A 17,330-nucleotide genomic window follows, 5' to 3' on the forward strand; every position below is an offset into this window, starting at 1 on the left:
CCCTTCGTTGCCGACGTACCCGCCGTATGCGTTCAGACCGTCAGTCGCGTGGCGGGCACTGCCTGGGCGGTGCCGAGGAAGCTCGTCACCGCGGACTGCCCGTTCAGCAGACAGCCCAGCGCCGCGGCGTGCATCGCCTCGACGGGCGCGATCGTCGAGGCCGCGACCAGGGCAGGGCTGACGCCCGCCAGGCTCCCGGCCGCGGCCGTGTAGGTCTGCGCCGCCTGGTTCTCCAGGCCCTGCACTGCGGACACGGCCTGCTCCACGCGCGACGCCGCATGGATCGTGTCCATCAGCTTCGCGTGGTCCGAGAGCGCGGCCGTGGTGACGGCCGGTTTGTGCGCGGCGCGCAGGATCGCGTTCCAGGTCGCGGCGTGCCGGGTGTGATGGTCCGTCGCGGTGCGCAGGTACGCGGCCAGTGCGGGGAAGGCCGGGCCGAGCTTTCCGGCGCGCAGCGCCGCGTCCAGGGCCTGGTAGGCGCTCACCGCCTGGTTCTCCAGGGCGGCGGCGAGAGCCACGGTCCGCAGGTCTCCGGAGTACGGCGACGGCGGTGGGGGCGGGCTGCTGCTGCATCCGTCCAGCGCGAGGCCGATTCCGACCCCTGCGGCGCACAGGACGAAGGACCGCCGGGACTGCAGACCGCGCGCGCCGCCGGTCCGGTCGCCGCGCGGGACGGGCGGGGGTGGGGTTCCGGTCGTCGCTTCGGTCATCGCACGGTGCTCTCGTCGATCGCGGACGCGTCCGCGGTGGGGTAGGCGGCCTGTGGGATGCCGACCGTGCCGGCCGCCGCCGGAATCGCCCGCGCGGCGGCCCGGGTCACGTTCTGCCCGTCGTGGCCGGAGTCGAGCAGGGTGCGGACGATCAGCAGTTCCGAACCGTGCTGCGCCTCGACCGAGGCGATGTTCACGAAGAGGGCGCGCAGGCTGCCGCCGGCGGCCAGGGCCGCGAAGCGGGTACAGGTCTGCGCGTTGATGTCTTCGAGCTCGTTGAGCAGGTCGGCCAGCGACGCCGGATCCGTCATTCGGGCCATCATGCGGCCCACGGTCGCGCCGTACCGTGTGTCGACGGCGTGCTGCTGGGCCGCGCCGGCCTTGGCGACAGCCTGGTTGAACGCCTGTGCGTGCGCGAGGTGGTGAGCCCTGTTGCGGGTGATCAGCGCACTCAGTCGGGGGCTCCCTTTCGCCACGAAGGGCAGCTCTGCCGCGGAGGTGTAGGTCACGACGGCGAGGTTCTCCAGCGCCGCGGCGGTCTGGAGCACCTGCACGTCGAGCGGGGCCTCCGGTGGCGTTGTGGTCGGTGACCCGGTCATGTGGTGGCTCCAGCTGTCGCAGTGGCAGTCGGGGAGACCCCGGTGGAGGTCTGGATCGTCTCCGTGCACGTGGCTGTGATCGTGTTGTGGCTGTTCGCCGGATCGGTGGAGGTGACCACCACGGTGAAGGTCACCGGCTTGCCGTTGAGATGGGCGAGGGTTCCGCTCACCGTTCCGGTGGTGGGGTCGATGTGGTCGCACTGGCTCGGGCTGCGGACGTCGCACGGCAGGTTGGGGGAGGAGTAGGTGTACGTCGTACTGCCGTAGCCGCCGGTGGGACTCGTGGCGGTCACGGTGAACGGGTCCAGCGGGGAGTTCGCGGTCTGGGTGGGAGCGGGGCTGGGGGTGTTGAACGCCACGGCCAGCGGCGGGACCGCGGCGGTCAGGGTCAGGTGGGTGGGGAAGTGCTCGCCGAGGGCGTCGGTGACTGTCACGTCGCCGTCGAGGGGGTCCGGGGTACAGGTGACCTGTACGGCGGTCTGCCCTGACGACCCGCCTGCGGGGGTCTGTGTCTGCGTGCACGGTCCGTCCGGGGTGCCGGAGAGCTCACCGGTCGACGGATCGAGTGACATCCCGGTGAGGGTGCTGCCGGTGCCCAGGGCAAAGCTGTACGGTGCCTCGCCCTCGGTCGGCCGGATCGTGCCCTGGAACTGCGTGCCGACCGTGCCGCTCCAGTTGTACGCGCTCGGTACGTCGAGTGTGTTGACGACCACGATCTGGAGCGGGTCGCTCGCGGACACCCCGGAGTCGGCGGTGTCGGTCGCTGTGACGGTGAACTTGTACATTCCAGGGGTGGCGGGCGACTGCGCCTTGCCGGTGATACTCCCGGTCGCGGGGTCGAGTTGGATGCCGTACGGCAGGGCGCCGGTCACCGTCCAGGCGACGGACCCGCTGCCGGAGCCGCCGATCACCTGAGGCGCCTGCAGACCCGCGTAGGGAAAATTCAGTTCCGCGTCGGGCGGTGGGGTTCCGTACAGGAAGCCGAGAGGCTCGGCGACCTTCAACGAGAGGGAGGTCAGGCTCGCGTTCTGCTGCGGGGGGCCGGAGTCCGCCACGGAGATGCCGAGACTCGTGGTGCCGGCCGCCACCGGTGTGCCGCTGATGACACCGGTGGCAGCGTTCAACGTCAGGCCCATCGGCAGGCTGCCCGAGGCGACGGACCAGGTGTACGGGGGCGTGCCGCCGGTCGCCGCGAGGGTTTGCGCATACTCTTTCCCGGTCAGGGCGTTGGGCAGCGGTGAGACCGTGGTGATCTGCAGCGACCCCACCACCGTCATCGTCAGGGACTCGGTGGAACTGAGCGGGGGCGTGCTCGAATCCACCACCTGCACGCTGAAGGGGAAGCTTCCCGTCGCGGTCGCAGTGCCGGTGATCGAACCGTCCGTGTTCACCTTCAAGCCCGGTGGCAGCGTGCCCGTCAGTGACCACACGTACGGCGCGGTACCGCCTCCCGCGCTCAGCTTCACCCCTTCCGGGTGCAGCTTCGACGGGTAGATCACCCCGATCGCCGCCTGGGGCACGCTCGAGTCCGTGGCGGTGAAGCCGGTCACCACCGCCACGGTGAAGGCCTGCGAGGCGGTGCGGTCCGGCTTGCCGGCATCGGTGGCGCGCACGGTGAAGGTCAAGGAGCCCGCCCCTTGCGGGGTTCCGCTGAGCACCCCGGACGTCGGGCCGAGCGTCAGTCCCCTGGGAAGGCTCCCGGAGGAGACGGACCAGGTGTACGGCTCGGTCCCGCCGGTCGCGCTGAGCGTCTGCGAGTACGGCGTATCAGTGACCGCGTCGGGCAGGGCCAGGGTGCTCAGCAGCAGGGGCTTGGCGACGGTGAGGGTCAGCTGCTGGGTGGCCGACTGCCTGGGCGCGGCCGAATCGGTGACCTGGACGGTGATGTCGAAGGTGCCGGTCACGGTCGGGGCTCCGGTGATCGCGCCGGTGGTGGCGAGGCTCAGCCCGCTGGGGAGCGCGCCCTGGCCGGGCGCCAGCGACCAGCTGTAGGGCGCGGTGCCGCTGACCGCCGTGAGGGTCTGCGAGTAGGCGGTGCCGGTGGTCGCCCCCGGCAGCGAGGAACTGTTCACCGCCAGAGCGTTGATGACGGTCAGTTTGAGCGCCTTGGAGGCGAACTGGTCGGGCGGCCCGGCGTCGCTCAGGTGCACGGTGAACGAGGTCGTTCCCGCCGTCGTCGGGGTTCCACTGATGACCCCTGCGGTGGGGGAGAGCGTGAGCCCGGGCGGGAGCGAGCCGGAGCTGACCTGCCAGGAGTACGCGCCGGTGCCGCCGGTGCCGTTGAGAGACTGGGAGTAGGCCTTGCCCAGCGCCGCCTGGGGAAGCGCGGCGGTGGAGACGGACGCCGGGCCCACGACGTTGACCGTCACCGAGCCGGACAGGACCGTCGGGCCCGCCGCACTTGAGCCCGACGGGCCCGCGACGGGCCCGGGGGCCGCATCGGGGGCGGACGAGGCCCCCGCCGGGGCGGGAGCGCCGGTGGCCGGAGACGCCGTACCGGTGGCGCCGGTCGCCATGATGGTCGCGGTGCCCTGACCGACCGCGGTCACCACGCCGGTCTGCGAGACCGTGGCGACATGCGGAGCCGAGGAGCTCCAGACGAGCTTGGGGAGCGGTCCGCTGCCGCCCGCGAAGGTACCGGTCACCGTGGCGTGGTCGGTCCCCCCGGTGACGAGGGTCGGCGAGGCCACGGTGACCGCCAGCGCGGTCGGCGGCGCGGGTTTGGGGCTCGGGCTCGGCGTGGCCCTGGCGGCGGACTTCGCGGAGCCGGCCGCGTTCTGCGCCTGCGCGGCCGCGGTCGCGGCGGAGTGCACGACCGGCTGCAGCACCGCGAACCAGAGTGCGAGCAGCAGGCCGCCGGCCACGACCGCGATCCCGAGCAGCGGCAGCAGCCACTCGGGCAGCGTCTGCTTCTCCAGCATCACGCCCTCGGCCTTCACCGCCTCGCCCTGCTCCGGCAGCGCGGAGACCTGGAACGGCAGGGTGCGGTTCGGCCCCTTGAAGAAGGTCTTGCGCGGGACGGCTTTCAGGCGCACGAACGTGGCCGTGCCCGGCCGTGCGACGAACACCTCGGGCCTGGTCCTGAAGGAGAGCTTGACCTCCGGGTCGAGGGCCTCGACCCGGATGGGCTCAGGCCGGTTGCCGCGGTTCTCCACGACCAGCCTGAACCGCGCCGCGCGCCGTCCGGTCGAGCTCTTGGGCACCAGTTGCGCACCGAGGTCGCCGAACTCGCCGACCCGGACCCGGCCTTCGACGATGGACGAACCCTCGGAGTCCTCGGTCGACATCGCGCGCAGGCCGAACCGCACCTCGCCCGGAGCCGTCGAGGCCGCGCGCGGCGGCCGGAACGTGATGCGGATCCGTTCGGTGGCGCCCGGCAGGAGATTGGCCTTGGCGGGTTCGACGCTCGCCCACCCGGCCGTGTCGCCGAGCACGTCGAGCAGGACCCGGTCGACCACCATCCCGGTGTTCTCCACGCGCAGGAAGCACGTGGCCTGCTCGCCCGGCACGACCTCGACCGCGTCGCTGCCATCCTCGAAGACGACGGACATTCCCATCGGCCTGGTCCCCTTCCGCTGATCGAGGGTCAGCCTGGCAGCGGGTGCGGCCCGGCACCTGCGTGAACAGGCAGCAAAGAGCGCAGCCGCCGCGTGCCTGCGTCAACTCGATTGCGGCAGCGCGGACTTCCTCTCACCGCCCGGGCCGGTGCGCGATTAGGCACCGGCTAGGGGGTTCCCTAGTCGACACCGGCTGTCGATACATGGTCAATTTGTGAAGGGCCACACACATCACGCACACTCCAGCATGGAGGATTCCTTGGAAGGCCGGATACCGGTGTCGATCTACGCCGATGACCCCATCACCCGGACCGGGCTGGCGACCGAGCTGCGCCGGCGCGCCGAGATCGAGCTCGTCGATCCGCCCCTGGGTGGCTCGGCACGGGTCGTGGTGTTCGCGCTCGACAAGCTGACGGTGTCGGCCCTCGATCTGATCAGGGCGGTGCGCTCGCGGGAGGGGGCGGAGGCCGTGCTGGTCGTCCCCGCCCTCACCGACGACGACCTGCTGACCGTGGTCGAGTCCGGGGCCCGTTCGGTGCTGTGGCGGTGGGAGGCCACGGCCACCTCGCTCACCCATGCGGTGGTCAGGGCCGCCGCGGGCGACGCGGCGCTGCCCTCCGATCTGCTGACCCGCCTGCTCAAGCAGGTGGGCCGGCTCCAGCAGCATGTGCTGCGCCCCCAGGGCATGACCCTGGGCGGACTCTCCGACCGCGAACGCCGGGTGCTGCGCCTGGCGGCCGAGGGCTTCGGCACCGACGAGATCGCGGGCGAACTCGCCTTCTCCAAACGCACGGTCACCAACGCGCTGCACGACATCACGGTGCGGTACCAGCTGCGTAACCGTACGCACGCGGTTGCGTTCGCCATCCGGGAAGGTCTGATCTGATCCTAGGTCAGGAACGAACAAACCCGGCCGAACTCGGTCACTTTACGTCGGATCCTCGACGTCGCGCTCACGAACTCACTGTTGACGGCTACGCACGCAGGGCAGGAACCATGTCGATGGCAACCGGTGCTTGGTCCTTCCCTCCTGCTCCGCGCCGTCCACCGGGAACCGCCGTGCGCCTCCGTGGCGCCGAATCGCCGTCTCCGGAAGCCCGTTCGGCTGCTCCGGTGCGGCCGGCGGAGCGGCTCACGACACCACTGCCCGGAGACGCCCCGGCTCTCGCGGACGGTGAGCAGGAGGCGCTCGGCGAGCTGCGCAGGCAGGCGTTGTACCAGGCGACCGTGCGCACGCTCGACGAGCTGCCGGAGGCGAGCCTGCGGCTGCTGGCCGCGATGGCCGTGGTGAACCGCAGGACGCCGCTGCCGATCCTCGCGGTCATCGCCGACGTGGCCGACGCCGGCGCCGCGCTCGACGACCTCACCGAGGTCGGGTTCGTCACCTGGTTCCCGCACGGCCTGGCCGAACCCGTCGGCATCGACTCCCAGGTCGTGCGCGACGTCGTGTACTGGACCCTGCCCACGCCGCTGCGCCGGGCCATGCACCTCGCCGCGGCCGAACAGGTCAGCGGCATCCACGGGTTCAGGCACGCACTGCTCGGCGCCCGCCGGCGCGATCCGCAGCTCGCCGCGCGGCTGGAGGACGAGGCGATGCGCTACCACGGGGCCGGAGACCCGGAACGGGCCGGGACCCTGTTGCTGTGGTCCGCCGACGTCACGGTGGACAGCCACGACCGGGAGCGCAGGCTGCTCCTGGCGGCCCGGTGGGGCGAGCGGATGCCCACCGCCGGATGGGCCACCGCGCTGGGCCACCGGCTCGCCCTGCTGGAGCCGAGCGTGGAACGCAACCTGTTCCTCGGCCGGCTCGCCACCCGCGAGGCGCGGTACGAGGCCGCGCACTCGCTCTTCGACCAGGCCAGGGAGCTCGCCGGAGACAGGACCGTCCCGGTGCGCGCGGTCGTGGAGCTCGCGGCCGCCACCCTGCACGCGGACACCGGGGACCTGGAGGCCGAGGAGCGGGTGGCGCTGTCCCTGCTGGCGCAGGACGGACTCCCGGAGCAACTCCGGCAGTGGGCGCTGTACTTCGCGGCCGACGCGCACGGCAGCCTGCACCAGTCGGCGGACGCCGCGCTGCGCCGGCTGGAGCAGCTCGCGCCCGGCTTCGGCACCTCGGAGGCCGACCGGCCCGGGCACGGGATCCTGCGGTGGGCCCGCGGCATGTGGCTGGCGCAGAGCGGCCGGCCGGCCGAGGCCATGCGCGACCTCCAATGCGTGCTGCGCTCGCACGACGGCCCGGTCGCGCCGGTCCTTCCGCTGTCGTACGCCTACCTCGGCCATGCCTACTTCCAGCTCGGCGACTGGCGGGCGGCGCTGCGCGAGGCCCGCGAGGGGATGCGGGTGGCGGAGGCACGCAACGACCGGCGCGACGGCATCCCGGCGGCCGCGCTGGCGGCGTGCGTCAGCGCTCTGTGCGGCGACTGGGAGACGGCCGCCGAGCGCCTGGACGCGGTGATCAGAGACCAGCGCGCGCTGGGCCGCCCCCGCTCCGCGGTGTTCCCGGCGCTGGCGGCGGCGAGCCTGGCCCAGGCGCGGGGGGAGCCCGGCCGGATGCTCGCGGCGCTCGCCCCGGTGGCCGCCCAGCCGGGGCTGTTCGCGCTGCACCAGCTGTGGTGGCGCCCGCTGTACGTCGAGGCGCTGATCGCGACCGGCCGGCTCGCCGGCGCGCACTCCGCCTACGCCGCGCTGTGCGCCGCCGTCGAACCGGGCGCCCGCCCGACGGCGGTCATGGCCAGGCTGGAGGCCCGGCTCACCGAGGCGGAGGGCGGGGCGGCCGCGGCGGGCCACCTGCTGGCCCGGGCGGTCGAGCAGGCGGCCGACGAGGACTCGCCGTTCAGCCTCGCCGAGCTCGAACACGACTACGGCAGGCTGCTGCTGGGCGCCGGGCGCCGACGGTCGGCCATCAGGTGGCTGCTGTCCGCCCACGACCGCTATGTCGACCTGGGCGCACGGCCGTTCGCGGACCGGTGCCTGACGCAGTTGGAGGAGGTCGGCGCGCAGATCCCCCGGGCCGGAACCGGTGGCGAGGAGCGGGCCGTCGAGACCTCCGGCCACGCACCCGCCGCAGCGGCACTGACCCAGCAGCAGCAGCGCATCGCGCGGCTCGCCGCCGACGGCATGACGAACCAGCAGATCGCGCGCGTCCTGTTCGTGAGCGCCAAGACGGTCGAGTACCACCTGGGAAACGTCTTCTCCAAGCTTGGCATCGCCTCACGCCACCAGGTCCGCACGGCACTCGACGCGGTGGACGACGGTCACGCCGAGACGGCGCGCGAGCACGAGGCCGGGCCGGCCCGCCGGCCGCGGTAGTCAGGGCGACCCGGGATTCCCGGCCCGGGTCGCCCGCCGGCCCGAGGAGGCCCGAAAACGCAACGCGGGTAGCACCGCCGGCTACCTGCCGGCGGTGCTACCTCGGTGGTGCCGTGATCAGTGGGGGCCGGGGAAGGTGGTGCCCTTGGTCCAGTCCGCGCCGATCACCAGCTTCAGTCCGGCGGCGGTGCCCTGCTTCAGGTGGTCCGCGGGCAGACCGAGGGCGACGGCGACGGTGTGTGCCTCGACTGCCTCGCCGGGACCGTAGGTCAGGGTGCTGACCGCCGCCGGGAAGGAGGACGCGGCGACGCTGCGGTGGCTGAACCCGGCGGCCAGCAGAGCGCTGAGGATCTGGTTCGCCCGGCCGCTGATCGCGGTGCCGTTGGTCACCGTGACGGCGATGGCGGCAGGCGCGACGGTGGGTGCGGCGGTCGAAGCGGCTGTGCCGGGTGCCGCGCCGGAGCCTGAGGACAGGGGCAGGGCCGGCGGCGTCGCGAGTGAGTGGTCGACCGGATGCCGGCCGGACAGCTGGCCGGGGACGACCGCGGCCCCCAGGCCGACGAGCGCGAGCGCGGCGGTTCCACCGGCCAGGAGAGCCGCGGCCCGGCGGCGGCGCCGGAGGCGCCCGTTGCGGACACCGGCCTGCACGATCGATCGGGTGTCGGGCTCGTAGCGAAGGAGAGTGGCGCGGAGAGCTTCGGTGAAGTCTTCCTCGATGGGCATGGCGGGTCACCGCTTCCTTTCCTGGAAGTGGGTGGGGTCCGGGTCGGTGATCGGGGTGGGGCAGGCGCCGTGGTGCCCGGTCACGAGCTGACGAGCTCGGAGAGGTCGCGGCCGAGGATGTCCCGGATCCTCGCCAGGGCGCGCATGCTCTGGTTGCGTACCGCACCCGGGCGGATCTCCAGGATCGCGGCGGTCTGCTCGACACTGCGGTCCTCCCAGAAGCGCAGCAGCAGTACGGCCCGGTCACGGGCGGAGAGCCGGCCCAGGGCTTCGAGCAGCGTGACCCGCAGGGCGGGGTCGTACGCGCTGGCCGCGCCGGTGTCGGGCAGCGCGTCGGTGGGCTGCTCGGAACTGCTGCGGCGTCGTCGGTGGGACAGGAACGTCCGCACCAGGACGGTGTGGGTGTAGGCAGCCGGGTTGTCGATCGTGGAGATCTTGTGCCAGCCGGCGTACATCCTGCCGAGCGTGTCCTGCACCAGGTCCTCGGCAAGGTGCACGTCCCCGCCGGTCAGCAGGCACGCCGACCGGAACAGAGGCGCGGACCGCGCGGAGGCGAACGTCATGAATTCCTCTTCGTCCCGGCGCTTCATCCACAATCCTGTTCGTCGTCCACACTCTAGAGACGCAGTGGCTCCGGAGATCCGTCCCAGCCCGGTTGCCGCGGCCGTTCAGCGGCTGAAGCCGGTCAATGTGCGAAGAAGGCCACGAGCAGCGGCGCGATCGACTGCGGCCGCATCACCACCGCCGCGTGGCTCTGGCCCCTGAGGATCTGGTGGCTCGCCTCGGGCAGCACGCCGGCCAGCGCGTCCGCGCCGCTGTGGAAGAAGGCGCCGCTCCTCTCGCCGGTCAGCACCAGTGCCGGGGCCCTGACGTTTGCCCAGCGGGTGCTGGAGAGCGGCCTGCCGTTCTGGGTGCCGTCCAGCACCGTGAGGTCGTAGGGCAGCGTGTGCGCCGCGGCCTTCATCGTCGACCAGCCCGGCATCAGCACCATCAGGGCGACGAAGATCCTGGGGATGCCGACGGCCTTCGAGAAGAAGAGCTTCACCACCGCGCTGCGCCGGTCCGCCGCGACCAGCGCGTCCACTCTGGCCGGCAGGTCGGGCGGGAGCGGTGGCCGGCTGTCGTCGACGATGAACGGCGGTTCGAAGAGCGCCAGCTTCTCGACCTTGCCCACCAGCCGGTTCGCGGCCTCCAGCGCCAGCACCGCGCCGGAGGAACTGCCGAACAGGTGGGCCCGTCCGCCGTTCTCGTCGATCAGCGCTTCGATGTCCTCGACTTCGCGCTCGATCGCGTAGGGCCGGGTGTCGCCGCTCGCGCCTCGGCCGCGGCGGTCGTAGTCGACCACGGTGAAGTTCGGGGCAAGTTCCCGGGTGAAGCGCCGGGTGCCGGTGCGGTCGGCCAACGCGGCGGAGACCACGATGACAACGGGGCCGCTGCCGCTCCTCTGATAGGCGATGACGGTGCCGTCCTTTGACCTCACCTGCTGCACGCCCTGCGTGACCTGCTCTCCTACCTTGCTCATGGTCGGTTCCCTCGCTCCGCGTCGGTGACCCGGACCGGGACGGGGCCCCGCGGATCCGGTGTCTGGCCAGTGGTCGATACCGACGACGTGGAAACGACAGCAGAGCGAGCCGACCCCCTGAACGTTATCGTTTCGTGACAGTCAGGCCCGGTCGCCCTCGACGAGGGTCTTGAAGTGCTGCAGGTCCTCACGGACCGTGCGTTCGATCGCGCTGGCCTGGGCAAAGCCCCTGGGGCCGCCGAGGGTCTCCTTGATCGTGGCGGGATCGTACTCAAGCCTGATCTGGACCGTGGTGTGCTGCCGGTCGCGCGGCAACAGGGCGAGCGTCGCCTTCAGCGGCGGCCCGCTCACCGTCTGCAGGCTCATCAGCCGGCCCCGGCCGCGGTCGAAGATGTCGGCCTCGACGGCCTGCTCATTGCCGTCGATCTCAAGGTCGAGGCACGCGTGGTGCCGGCCGTGGGCATGGGCGTGTGTCACGCCGTCGATGAATTTCGGGTACTCGCCGACGCGGTGGAGCTGGTCCCAGGCCACCTTGGCCGGGACGGCGACGTCGATCTGCTCTTCGAGGGTGGTCATCCGGATGCTCGCCTCCTGGGCGGCTCGGTCAGTCGTCGGACTCGAGCCGGTCGCCTTCTGCCTTGGATTCGTCCTGGGCGTGCATGACCTGGTCCGAGGTTCCGCCCTCGTCCGGGATCTCGTCCTGCGCGGCGCGCATGTCGCCTTCATCACCGTTGACGGTTGATCCGGACATGGCTACCTCCATCGGGATGATGTCTCCAGCCTGCGCCTTCGCCGCGTCCCCGGGCAACCGCTCCCGACCTCATCCCCGCCCCGGGGCCGGCATCGGGCATGGACACGGCCCCGCCGCCGTGACTGTGCCGTCCGACACCGGAAGGTCCCCCTCACTGTGCAGTCCGGTCCTGCACGCCGACCGCAGCCGTCGTAGTGTCCCGCCCAGATCAGGCAACCCGCCGTCGTACACCGAGCTCGCCATCACCTGCTCCTGGAGTGGTGGCGATCAGCACCCTGGCGATATGGAGCACGACTTTGCGTAAGTCTCTTACCGCGCTGGCCCTTTCAGCGGCGATATTCACCCCGACCATCGCGCTGGCCGGCCCTGCCGCGGCCAAGGGCCCGATCAGCCACATCTGTCGCGCCTGGACCAACCCCGGCTACGCGGGGGTTTCCATGGAGCCGTGCGTCACGATGTCCGGCAGTACTGTCGTTCCGTATGGATGGGTTTACAGCCCGAGCACCGGCGTCCATGTCTTTCTCCGTGTCGGCTGGCGGGCGGGTACGAGCGGCCCCGTCACCTGGGGTGGCCCCATCGGCGACGGGGGTGTCGTCGATGACAGCAACAACGGCGGCGCCAGCACGGAGGTCGGGGGCGGGAATACAACGCCGCCGGCCGGATACTGCTACTACGTTCAGATGTGGGACACCGAATCGGGCGTGTACCGCGACGAGGCAGAGTCCCCCTCGGTCAACTGCTGACGCACGAAGCCGCGGCCGGCCGGTGCACCGGATCTGCAGTCGAAGGTCCACCCCGGTGTTCGGCCTGCTGACCGCGTAGGACCTGTCGGCCGGACGGTCACCGGCTGGGCCGTGGGCCAACCGGTGACCGTCCGGGTGCTGCTTCTCAGGGATGCTGCCGCCCCGCGCAGCGTTCAGCCGGGGAGCAGATCGACGTTGCCGTCGAACTGCCAGAGCGGGTTCGGCACCGCCTTTCCGTCAGTGACGATCAGGAAGTAGCCGTTCACCTCCACCGGGCCGTCCCCGTCGGCGGTGTACCGGCCGTTCGCGGTGACGTTGAGCTGGTAGATGGCCTGGGCGGTGGCGTTGTAACCGGGGGCGATCCAGGACACCGTGCAGCGCCAGTCGTTGCCCGATCCCTCCTGTGCGCCGAGTCCGTCGCTCTTGTCACAGACCGCGGTGGTCTGCAGCTGCGCTTCGGTGACCGGTGGCTGGCGCATCTGCGCCTGCTGGGACCGGTAGAGGTGGGCGAACGCCGTGGCCACCGAGCGTTGCACCTTGGCCTGGTCGATGCCGGAACCGCTCGCCCCGGCCGTCACCGCGACCACACCGACCGTCGCGGCCAGCACGCCGACCAGCGGGAGGACACCCAGGGTCAGCACCCTGCGTCCGGCACCGTCGTTGTTGACATTGGTGAAGTCCCGGCGGATGAAGAGCAGGTAGGCCAGTGCCGTGGCGACGACCGCCCACACCAGACCGACCCCGACGCCGATGAGCAGGGGACCGAGTTGCCGGGGAGCGGCGAAAAGGCCGTTCCAGGAGATGAAGGCGTAACCGGGCAGTGCCAGGCGCACCGGGACCGGCAGCGGCAGCAACTGCGCCACCTGCATCCCGAGGGCGGCGAGCATGGGCAGGAGCAGGCCCATCGGGGACCGGCCCAGGGCGACGGACCCGAGCAGCCCGATGGCCGCCAGGGCGAGCGTCGGCGCCAGCACGCAGACCCAGGCCAGCAGCACGTTCACGGCCGCGTCCCCGCCGGAGAGCAGGTGGCCGTCCAGCCCGATCAGCGGCTGGTTCCCCTCCGCGAGCAGTCCGCCGAACACGCTGGAGACGGCCAGGCCTGCCACCAGCAGCACGATCACGCTGACGCTGGCGATCGCCTTGGCCGCGAAGATACGCCGGTGCGAGCGGACCGCGACGAGCAGATGGCGCCAGGTGCCCAGCCGGTCCTCGGAGGCGAACACGTCGCCGGCGACCATGGACGTAACCAGCGGCAGCGCCCACGTGCCGGCGACGCCGAGCACCACCAGCGACCCGGCCCAGCCGGTGGCGTGCATCGACCGCCCGAACAGGGTGTCCGACGGCAGCGTGCTCTGCTGGTCGATCGCGAAGACCAGCAGGCCCGGACCGAGCCAGCACAGCCCGATCAGCAGGCGCACCCGCCAGGCGGAGAACTGTTTGACCAACTCGAGGCGGAGGATCCGGGCCACCGGGACCGGGCGCGCGCCCGCTCTCCCGGCCCCGGCCCCGGCGGTGGGGGCGTCGGCGAGGGTCGTGGTCATCGGTCGGCCTCCTGCTCGGTCAGGGCGAGGAACGCGGCTTCCAGCGGTGAGACGACGGGCGCCAACTCACGCACCGCGATGGCGTCGCGCGCCATTCGGGCCACGAGTTCGTCCACGGCTGCCACCCGTGCGCGGACGACGATCACGTCGGTGTCCGGTCGCGCCGGGGCGTCGTAGCCGTCGATGATGCTGATGCCGGGCGTTCCGGCCGCGACCGCGCGAGCGGCGGAGGTATCCGACGCGCGCAGCCGGTAGTCGAGTTCGCGGCTGTCGTCAGAGAGCTTCGACACCGGTCCGGAGAAGACCACGCGCCCGCCGGCCAGGATGGTGACCTCGGAACACAGCGCCTCCAGATCGTCCATCCGATGGCTGGACATCACGACCGTGACGCCTTCGGCGGCCAGCCGGCTGAGCACACCGTGCACGTGCTTCTTGCCGACCGGGTCCAGGCCGTTGGACGGCTCGTCGAGCACCAGCAGCCGTGGCCTGGTCAGCATCGCCGCGGCCAGTCCCAGCCGCTGGCGCATGCCCAGGGAGAAGCCACGGACCTTGGCGTCGGCGACGTCGGCGAGCCCGACCTGCTCCAGTGCCTCCTCGACACCCGTGGCGGGCGCGTCATCAGGGCGCAGCGCGACGAGCGTTGCAAGGTTCTGCCTCGCGGTGAGCGTGGGGTAGAGGCCGGGCCCGTCGACGAACCCGGAGACACCGTCGGGCGCGGGCAGCGCGCGTCCCACCGGTGCGCCGAGGACCTCCAGACTCCCCTCGTCGGCGACGGCCAGGCCCAGCAACAGGCCGAGGAGCGTGGTCTTGCCGGCGCCGTTCGGGCCGACCAGGCCGTGGATCTGACCCTGCGTCATGCTCACATCGATGTGGTCGAGGGCGACGACATCACCGAAGACTTTGGTGATGCCGCGGCCTCTCACCGCGACGGGTGTGTCCATCCATTCATCCATCCCTCAGCCGGCGTCCAGCTGATCCTGTAGAACCTGAGCCTGTAGAACCTGAGCCTGTAGAACCTGAGCCTGTAGAGCCTGAGCCTGTGGAAACCGAGCACCGGGTGGTGCACCGAAGTGCACCACCCGGCGCCCCTTGTGCGACCTCGTCAGCTCAGCTGACGTTCAGCGCGGTGTCGTCGAGCACGAACGACGTCTGGTACTCGGCGTCCTCGGCCCCGGTGAACTTCAGCGTCACCTGCTGGCCGGCGTAGGCGCCGAGGCTGACGGTGTGCTGGGCGTAGCCGGTGTTGTGGTTGAGGTTGGAGTAGGTGGCCAAGGTGCCCAGGACGGTGCCCGAGCTGTTGAGCACCTGCACCTTGAGGGTGTCGTAGGCGGTGGTCTTCGAGGTTTCGGCCGTGTTGATGTGCAGCCAGTAGCTGAAGCTGTAGTTGCTGCAGCCGCTGGGCAGCGTGACGGTCTGCGCCAGGGTGTCGGTGGTGGTCTTGCCCCAGCCGTCGAGCCAGGCGTCCCAGGTGCCGCTGTGCGGCGGTTCGAGGCTGCTGCTGTTGATCACGTCGACGGGACTGTGCGTCGAGGTCACGGTCCACGGCGCGGAGTTGGAGCTGCCGTTCTCGAAGCCCGGGTTGCCGAGCAGCTGCTGTGCCGGGCAGCCCGCGCCGGTGGGGGTGACCGTCGCCTCGTTGCTCGCCGCCCCCTCGCCGACGCCGTTCACCGCGGTGACGGTGTAGTAGTAGGTCTGACCGGCGGTCAGACCCGTGTCCGTGCACGAGGTCACCGCGCCCAGGCCGCTGCAGCCGCCGCTGCTCAGCAGGGTCTCGCCACCGCTGGTGGTGCCGCGGTACACCTTGTACGAGGTGACGTTCTCTCCGCCGGTGTTGGACGGCGGCGTCCAGCTCAGCGCGGCCTGCCCGGTGCCGGGTGTCGCCGTCAGGCCGGTGGGCGCGCCCGGTACCGTCGCGGCGATCGGCGAGGCCGTGATGGTCACCGTCGAGGATGCGGAGTTCGCCGGCGAGGCGCTGTCGGTGACGGTCAGCGTCGCGGTGTAGGTGCCGGCGGTGCTGTAGGTGTGGCTCGGGTTCTGGCTGGTGCTGGTGGTCCCGTCACCGAAGTTCCAGCTGTAGCTGTACGCCGGCGTGCCGCCGGTGCCGGTGCCGGTGAAGCCGACGCTCAGCGGTACCTGACCGGAGGTCGGCGTGGCCGAGGCGCTGGCCGCCAGCGGGTTGCCGATGGCGTTGACCGTGGTCGTCACCTGTGACGTCGCGGTGTTGGCCGGCGAGGCGCTGTCGGTGACGGTCAGCGTCGCGGTGTAGGTACCCGCGGCGGTGTAGGTGTGGCTCGGGCTCTGGGTGGTGCTGGTGGTCCCGTCACCGAAGTTCCAGCTGTACGTGTACGGGGCCGTGCCGCCGGTGGCCGAGCCGGTGAAGGTCTCCGTCAGCGGCGCGTTGCCGGTGGTCGGGGAGCCCGTGGCGCTCGCGGACAGGGGGGTCGAGCCCTGGACCCAGAAGTCCTCGAGCGGGTCGCCGAGCGCGGCCTGGTCCGCGGTCGTCATCGGGAAGGTGGACGCGCCCAGGTTGTCGTTCGGGTCGATGACGCCGGAGTGCACGTTCTCCATCGTGCGTTCCATCGCCGCGATCACGTTGCCCGTGGTGTACGCCACGTGCGAGACGTAGCCCTGCTTGACGTAGGTCGGCGACCCGATGACGAGCAACGGCACGCGGTAGGTGTTGCTGACGTGGTCCGGGCCGTTGTTGCCGTTCTGGGTGTCGTCCTCGGTGACGACGATCAGCGTGTTGTTCTTGTAGGTCGGGTTGCTCATGATGGAGCTGACGATGTTGTTCGTCGCGGTGTCGTTGCCGGGGATGTCCTGGTAGGTGCCGGGGTGGTCGTTGAACAGCTCGACGTAGTTGTAGGCCGGCATCCCGTTGGTCTTGATGAAGTTGAGGTAGTCGTTGGAGATCGTGCTGTCGGGGAGGCTCTGGTTCTGGCAGGTGTACTCGTTCGTGTGCAGTTCTTCGGGTATGCTCGTGCCCGGGCGGTTGGGCGGCAGGACCTCGACCTTGCCGTCGGCCGGGTTCTTCCAGTAGCCGCTGCCACTGTTGAGCATCCAGTAGATGTCGCCGTTCATGATGAACGTGTACGGGCTGGTCCCGCTGCTGGTACCGGTCGGAGCCGTGCAGGCGTTGGTGCCCTCGTCCGTGGGACCCGCGTCGCTCTGCAGGAAGCGGTCGAACTGGGTGCCGTTCGAGGGGTACGACTGCTGCTGGCTGCTGGACGAGGACTGCCCGGAGAACATGAACCAGTGGTTGGGGCCGGACGGCGGCTGAACGCCGGTGCTGTACGAGTCGGACAGCGCGTAGGTCTTGGCCAACTGGTGCAGGGCCGGCACGGAGCTGATGTGGTTGGTGCTCTGCACCTGGCCGTTGCAGCTCGGGCTGATCGTGGTCGCGCAGTCGCCCAGGTAGTCGTCGAAGGTGTGGTTCTCCCGGTAGATGACCACGAAGTGCTGGAACGGCGGGAAGTACGGCGCCGTCGGGTTCACCGCCGCGGTGGGCTTCGCCACGACCGTCTGATGGCCGGCGACCTTCTGTATGACGCTCTTGTTGGTGATCGTGAAGTTCTTCGGCTGCGGGAACTTCGCGAACTCCACGCCGGGCGCGGCGAACACCGCGCCGGTGCAGTCGAAGTCGTCCGGCTTGTACGTCTGCGGACGCTTACCGACCGGCAGGTTCTTGGCGTTCGCCGGGCTCGTCGCCGGGTTCCACCCCTTCAGCGTGCACGAGCCGACACCGGTCGCGGGGTGCTTCCCGGCCCCCTCGGCTGTGGCCAGCGAGGCTCCCGCTAACGTGACGACGGCGAGCAGAGCCACACTCGCCGATCTCTTCTTCCACTTCCTCATGACACTCCTCCGCGCATGACCGT

General features: G+C 71.1%; 14 protein-coding genes. 3 read left to right on the top strand and 11 right to left on the bottom strand.

The window, feature by feature from the left end; translation table 11 throughout:
• Positions 1–32: 32 nt before the first annotated feature.
• From ABH925_RS17005 to ABH925_RS17015, 3 genes are read right to left on the bottom strand one after another with little or no spacing between them, the layout of a single operon-like run.
• Positions 33–710, bottom strand: coding sequence for a ferritin-like domain-containing protein (locus ABH925_RS17005; RefSeq protein WP_370148741.1), 678 nt, complete (start codon positions 708–710; stop codon positions 33–35).
• On the bottom strand, positions 707–1,309 hold the full coding sequence (locus tag ABH925_RS17010) for a ferritin-like domain-containing protein (RefSeq protein ID WP_370148743.1): 603 nt from the start codon (positions 1,307–1,309) through the stop codon (positions 707–709). The genes ABH925_RS17005 and ABH925_RS17010 overlap by 4 nt, the downstream gene beginning before the upstream one ends.
• The gene (locus ABH925_RS17015) at positions 1,306–4,866 is read right to left on the bottom strand and encodes a putative Ig domain-containing protein (RefSeq protein ID WP_370148744.1); all 3,561 of its coding nucleotides are present in this window, start codon (positions 4,864–4,866) and stop codon (positions 1,306–1,308) included. The genes ABH925_RS17010 and ABH925_RS17015 overlap by 4 nt, the downstream gene beginning before the upstream one ends.
• A gap of 247 nt (positions 4,867–5,113) precedes the next feature.
• Here ABH925_RS17015 and ABH925_RS17020 point away from each other — a divergent pair, with 247 nt between their 5' ends.
• On the top strand, positions 5,114–5,752 hold the full coding sequence (locus tag ABH925_RS17020) for a response regulator transcription factor (RefSeq protein ID WP_370148746.1): 639 nt from the start codon (positions 5,114–5,116) through the stop codon (positions 5,750–5,752).
• Between the two features lie 227 nt (positions 5,753–5,979).
• A complete protein-coding gene (locus tag ABH925_RS17025) occupies positions 5,980–8,175 on the top strand; it encodes a LuxR C-terminal-related transcriptional regulator (RefSeq protein WP_370148748.1) in 2,196 nt (731 codons plus the stop codon).
• A gap of 117 nt (positions 8,176–8,292) precedes the next feature.
• Here the strand turns inward: ABH925_RS17025 and ABH925_RS17030 are convergent, their stop codons facing one another.
• The 5 genes from ABH925_RS17030 to ABH925_RS17050 all read right to left on the bottom strand — a co-directional run bounded on the left by ABH925_RS17030 (position 8,293) and on the right by ABH925_RS17050 (position 11,171).
• Positions 8,293–8,898, bottom strand: coding sequence for a LytR C-terminal domain-containing protein (locus ABH925_RS17030; RefSeq protein WP_370148750.1), 606 nt, complete (start codon positions 8,896–8,898; stop codon positions 8,293–8,295).
• Between the two features lie 80 nt (positions 8,899–8,978).
• Complete coding sequence (locus tag ABH925_RS17035; protein ID WP_370148752.1) at positions 8,979–9,488, bottom strand: SigE family RNA polymerase sigma factor; 510 nt, start codon at positions 9,486–9,488, stop codon at positions 8,979–8,981.
• A gap of 95 nt (positions 9,489–9,583) precedes the next feature.
• Positions 9,584–10,420 carry an alpha/beta fold hydrolase gene (locus ABH925_RS17040; protein ID WP_370148754.1) on the bottom strand — a complete coding sequence of 279 codons (837 nt, stop codon included), beginning with the start codon at positions 10,418–10,420 and terminating at the stop codon, positions 9,584–9,586.
• A gap of 141 nt (positions 10,421–10,561) precedes the next feature.
• Positions 10,562–10,996: an SRPBCC family protein gene (locus tag ABH925_RS17045; protein ID WP_370148755.1), complete on the bottom strand. Its 435-nt coding sequence runs from the start codon at positions 10,994–10,996 to the stop codon at positions 10,562–10,564.
• A 28-nt stretch (positions 10,997–11,024) separates the two neighbouring features.
• Positions 11,025–11,171 (bottom strand): hypothetical protein, encoded by a 147-nt coding sequence (locus ABH925_RS17050; protein ID WP_370148757.1) that lies wholly within the window; start codon positions 11,169–11,171, stop codon positions 11,025–11,027.
• Positions 11,172–11,431: 260 nt separating this feature from the next.
• On the opposite strand from ABH925_RS17050, the gene ABH925_RS17055 reads away from it, so the two are divergent.
• Positions 11,432–11,914, top strand: coding sequence for a hypothetical protein (locus tag ABH925_RS17055; RefSeq protein WP_370148759.1), 483 nt, complete (start codon positions 11,432–11,434; stop codon positions 11,912–11,914).
• A gap of 173 nt (positions 11,915–12,087) precedes the next feature.
• Here ABH925_RS17055 and ABH925_RS17060 read toward each other — a convergent pair whose 3' ends face one another.
• The 3 genes from ABH925_RS17060 to ABH925_RS17070 all read right to left on the bottom strand — a co-directional run bounded on the left by ABH925_RS17060 (position 12,088) and on the right by ABH925_RS17070 (position 17,307).
• Entirely contained in the window at positions 12,088–13,455 is a 1,368-nt protein-coding gene (locus ABH925_RS17060; protein WP_370148761.1) for an ABC transporter permease, read from the bottom strand.
• The gene (locus tag ABH925_RS17065) at positions 13,452–14,396 is read right to left on the bottom strand and encodes an ABC transporter ATP-binding protein (protein WP_370148763.1); all 945 of its coding nucleotides are present in this window, start codon (positions 14,394–14,396) and stop codon (positions 13,452–13,454) included. Before ABH925_RS17065 ends, ABH925_RS17060 begins: the two co-directional genes overlap by 4 nt.
• A 166-nt stretch (positions 14,397–14,562) precedes the next feature.
• The gene (locus ABH925_RS17070) at positions 14,563–17,307 is read right to left on the bottom strand and encodes a PKD domain-containing protein (protein WP_370148765.1); all 2,745 of its coding nucleotides are present in this window, start codon (positions 17,305–17,307) and stop codon (positions 14,563–14,565) included.
• Positions 17,308–17,330 lie beyond the last annotated feature (23 nt).

Origin of the sequence: Streptacidiphilus sp. EB129 (assembly GCF_041262645.1) — a bacterium.
Taxonomy (GTDB): domain Bacteria; phylum Actinomycetota; class Actinomycetes; order Streptomycetales; family Streptomycetaceae; genus Streptacidiphilus.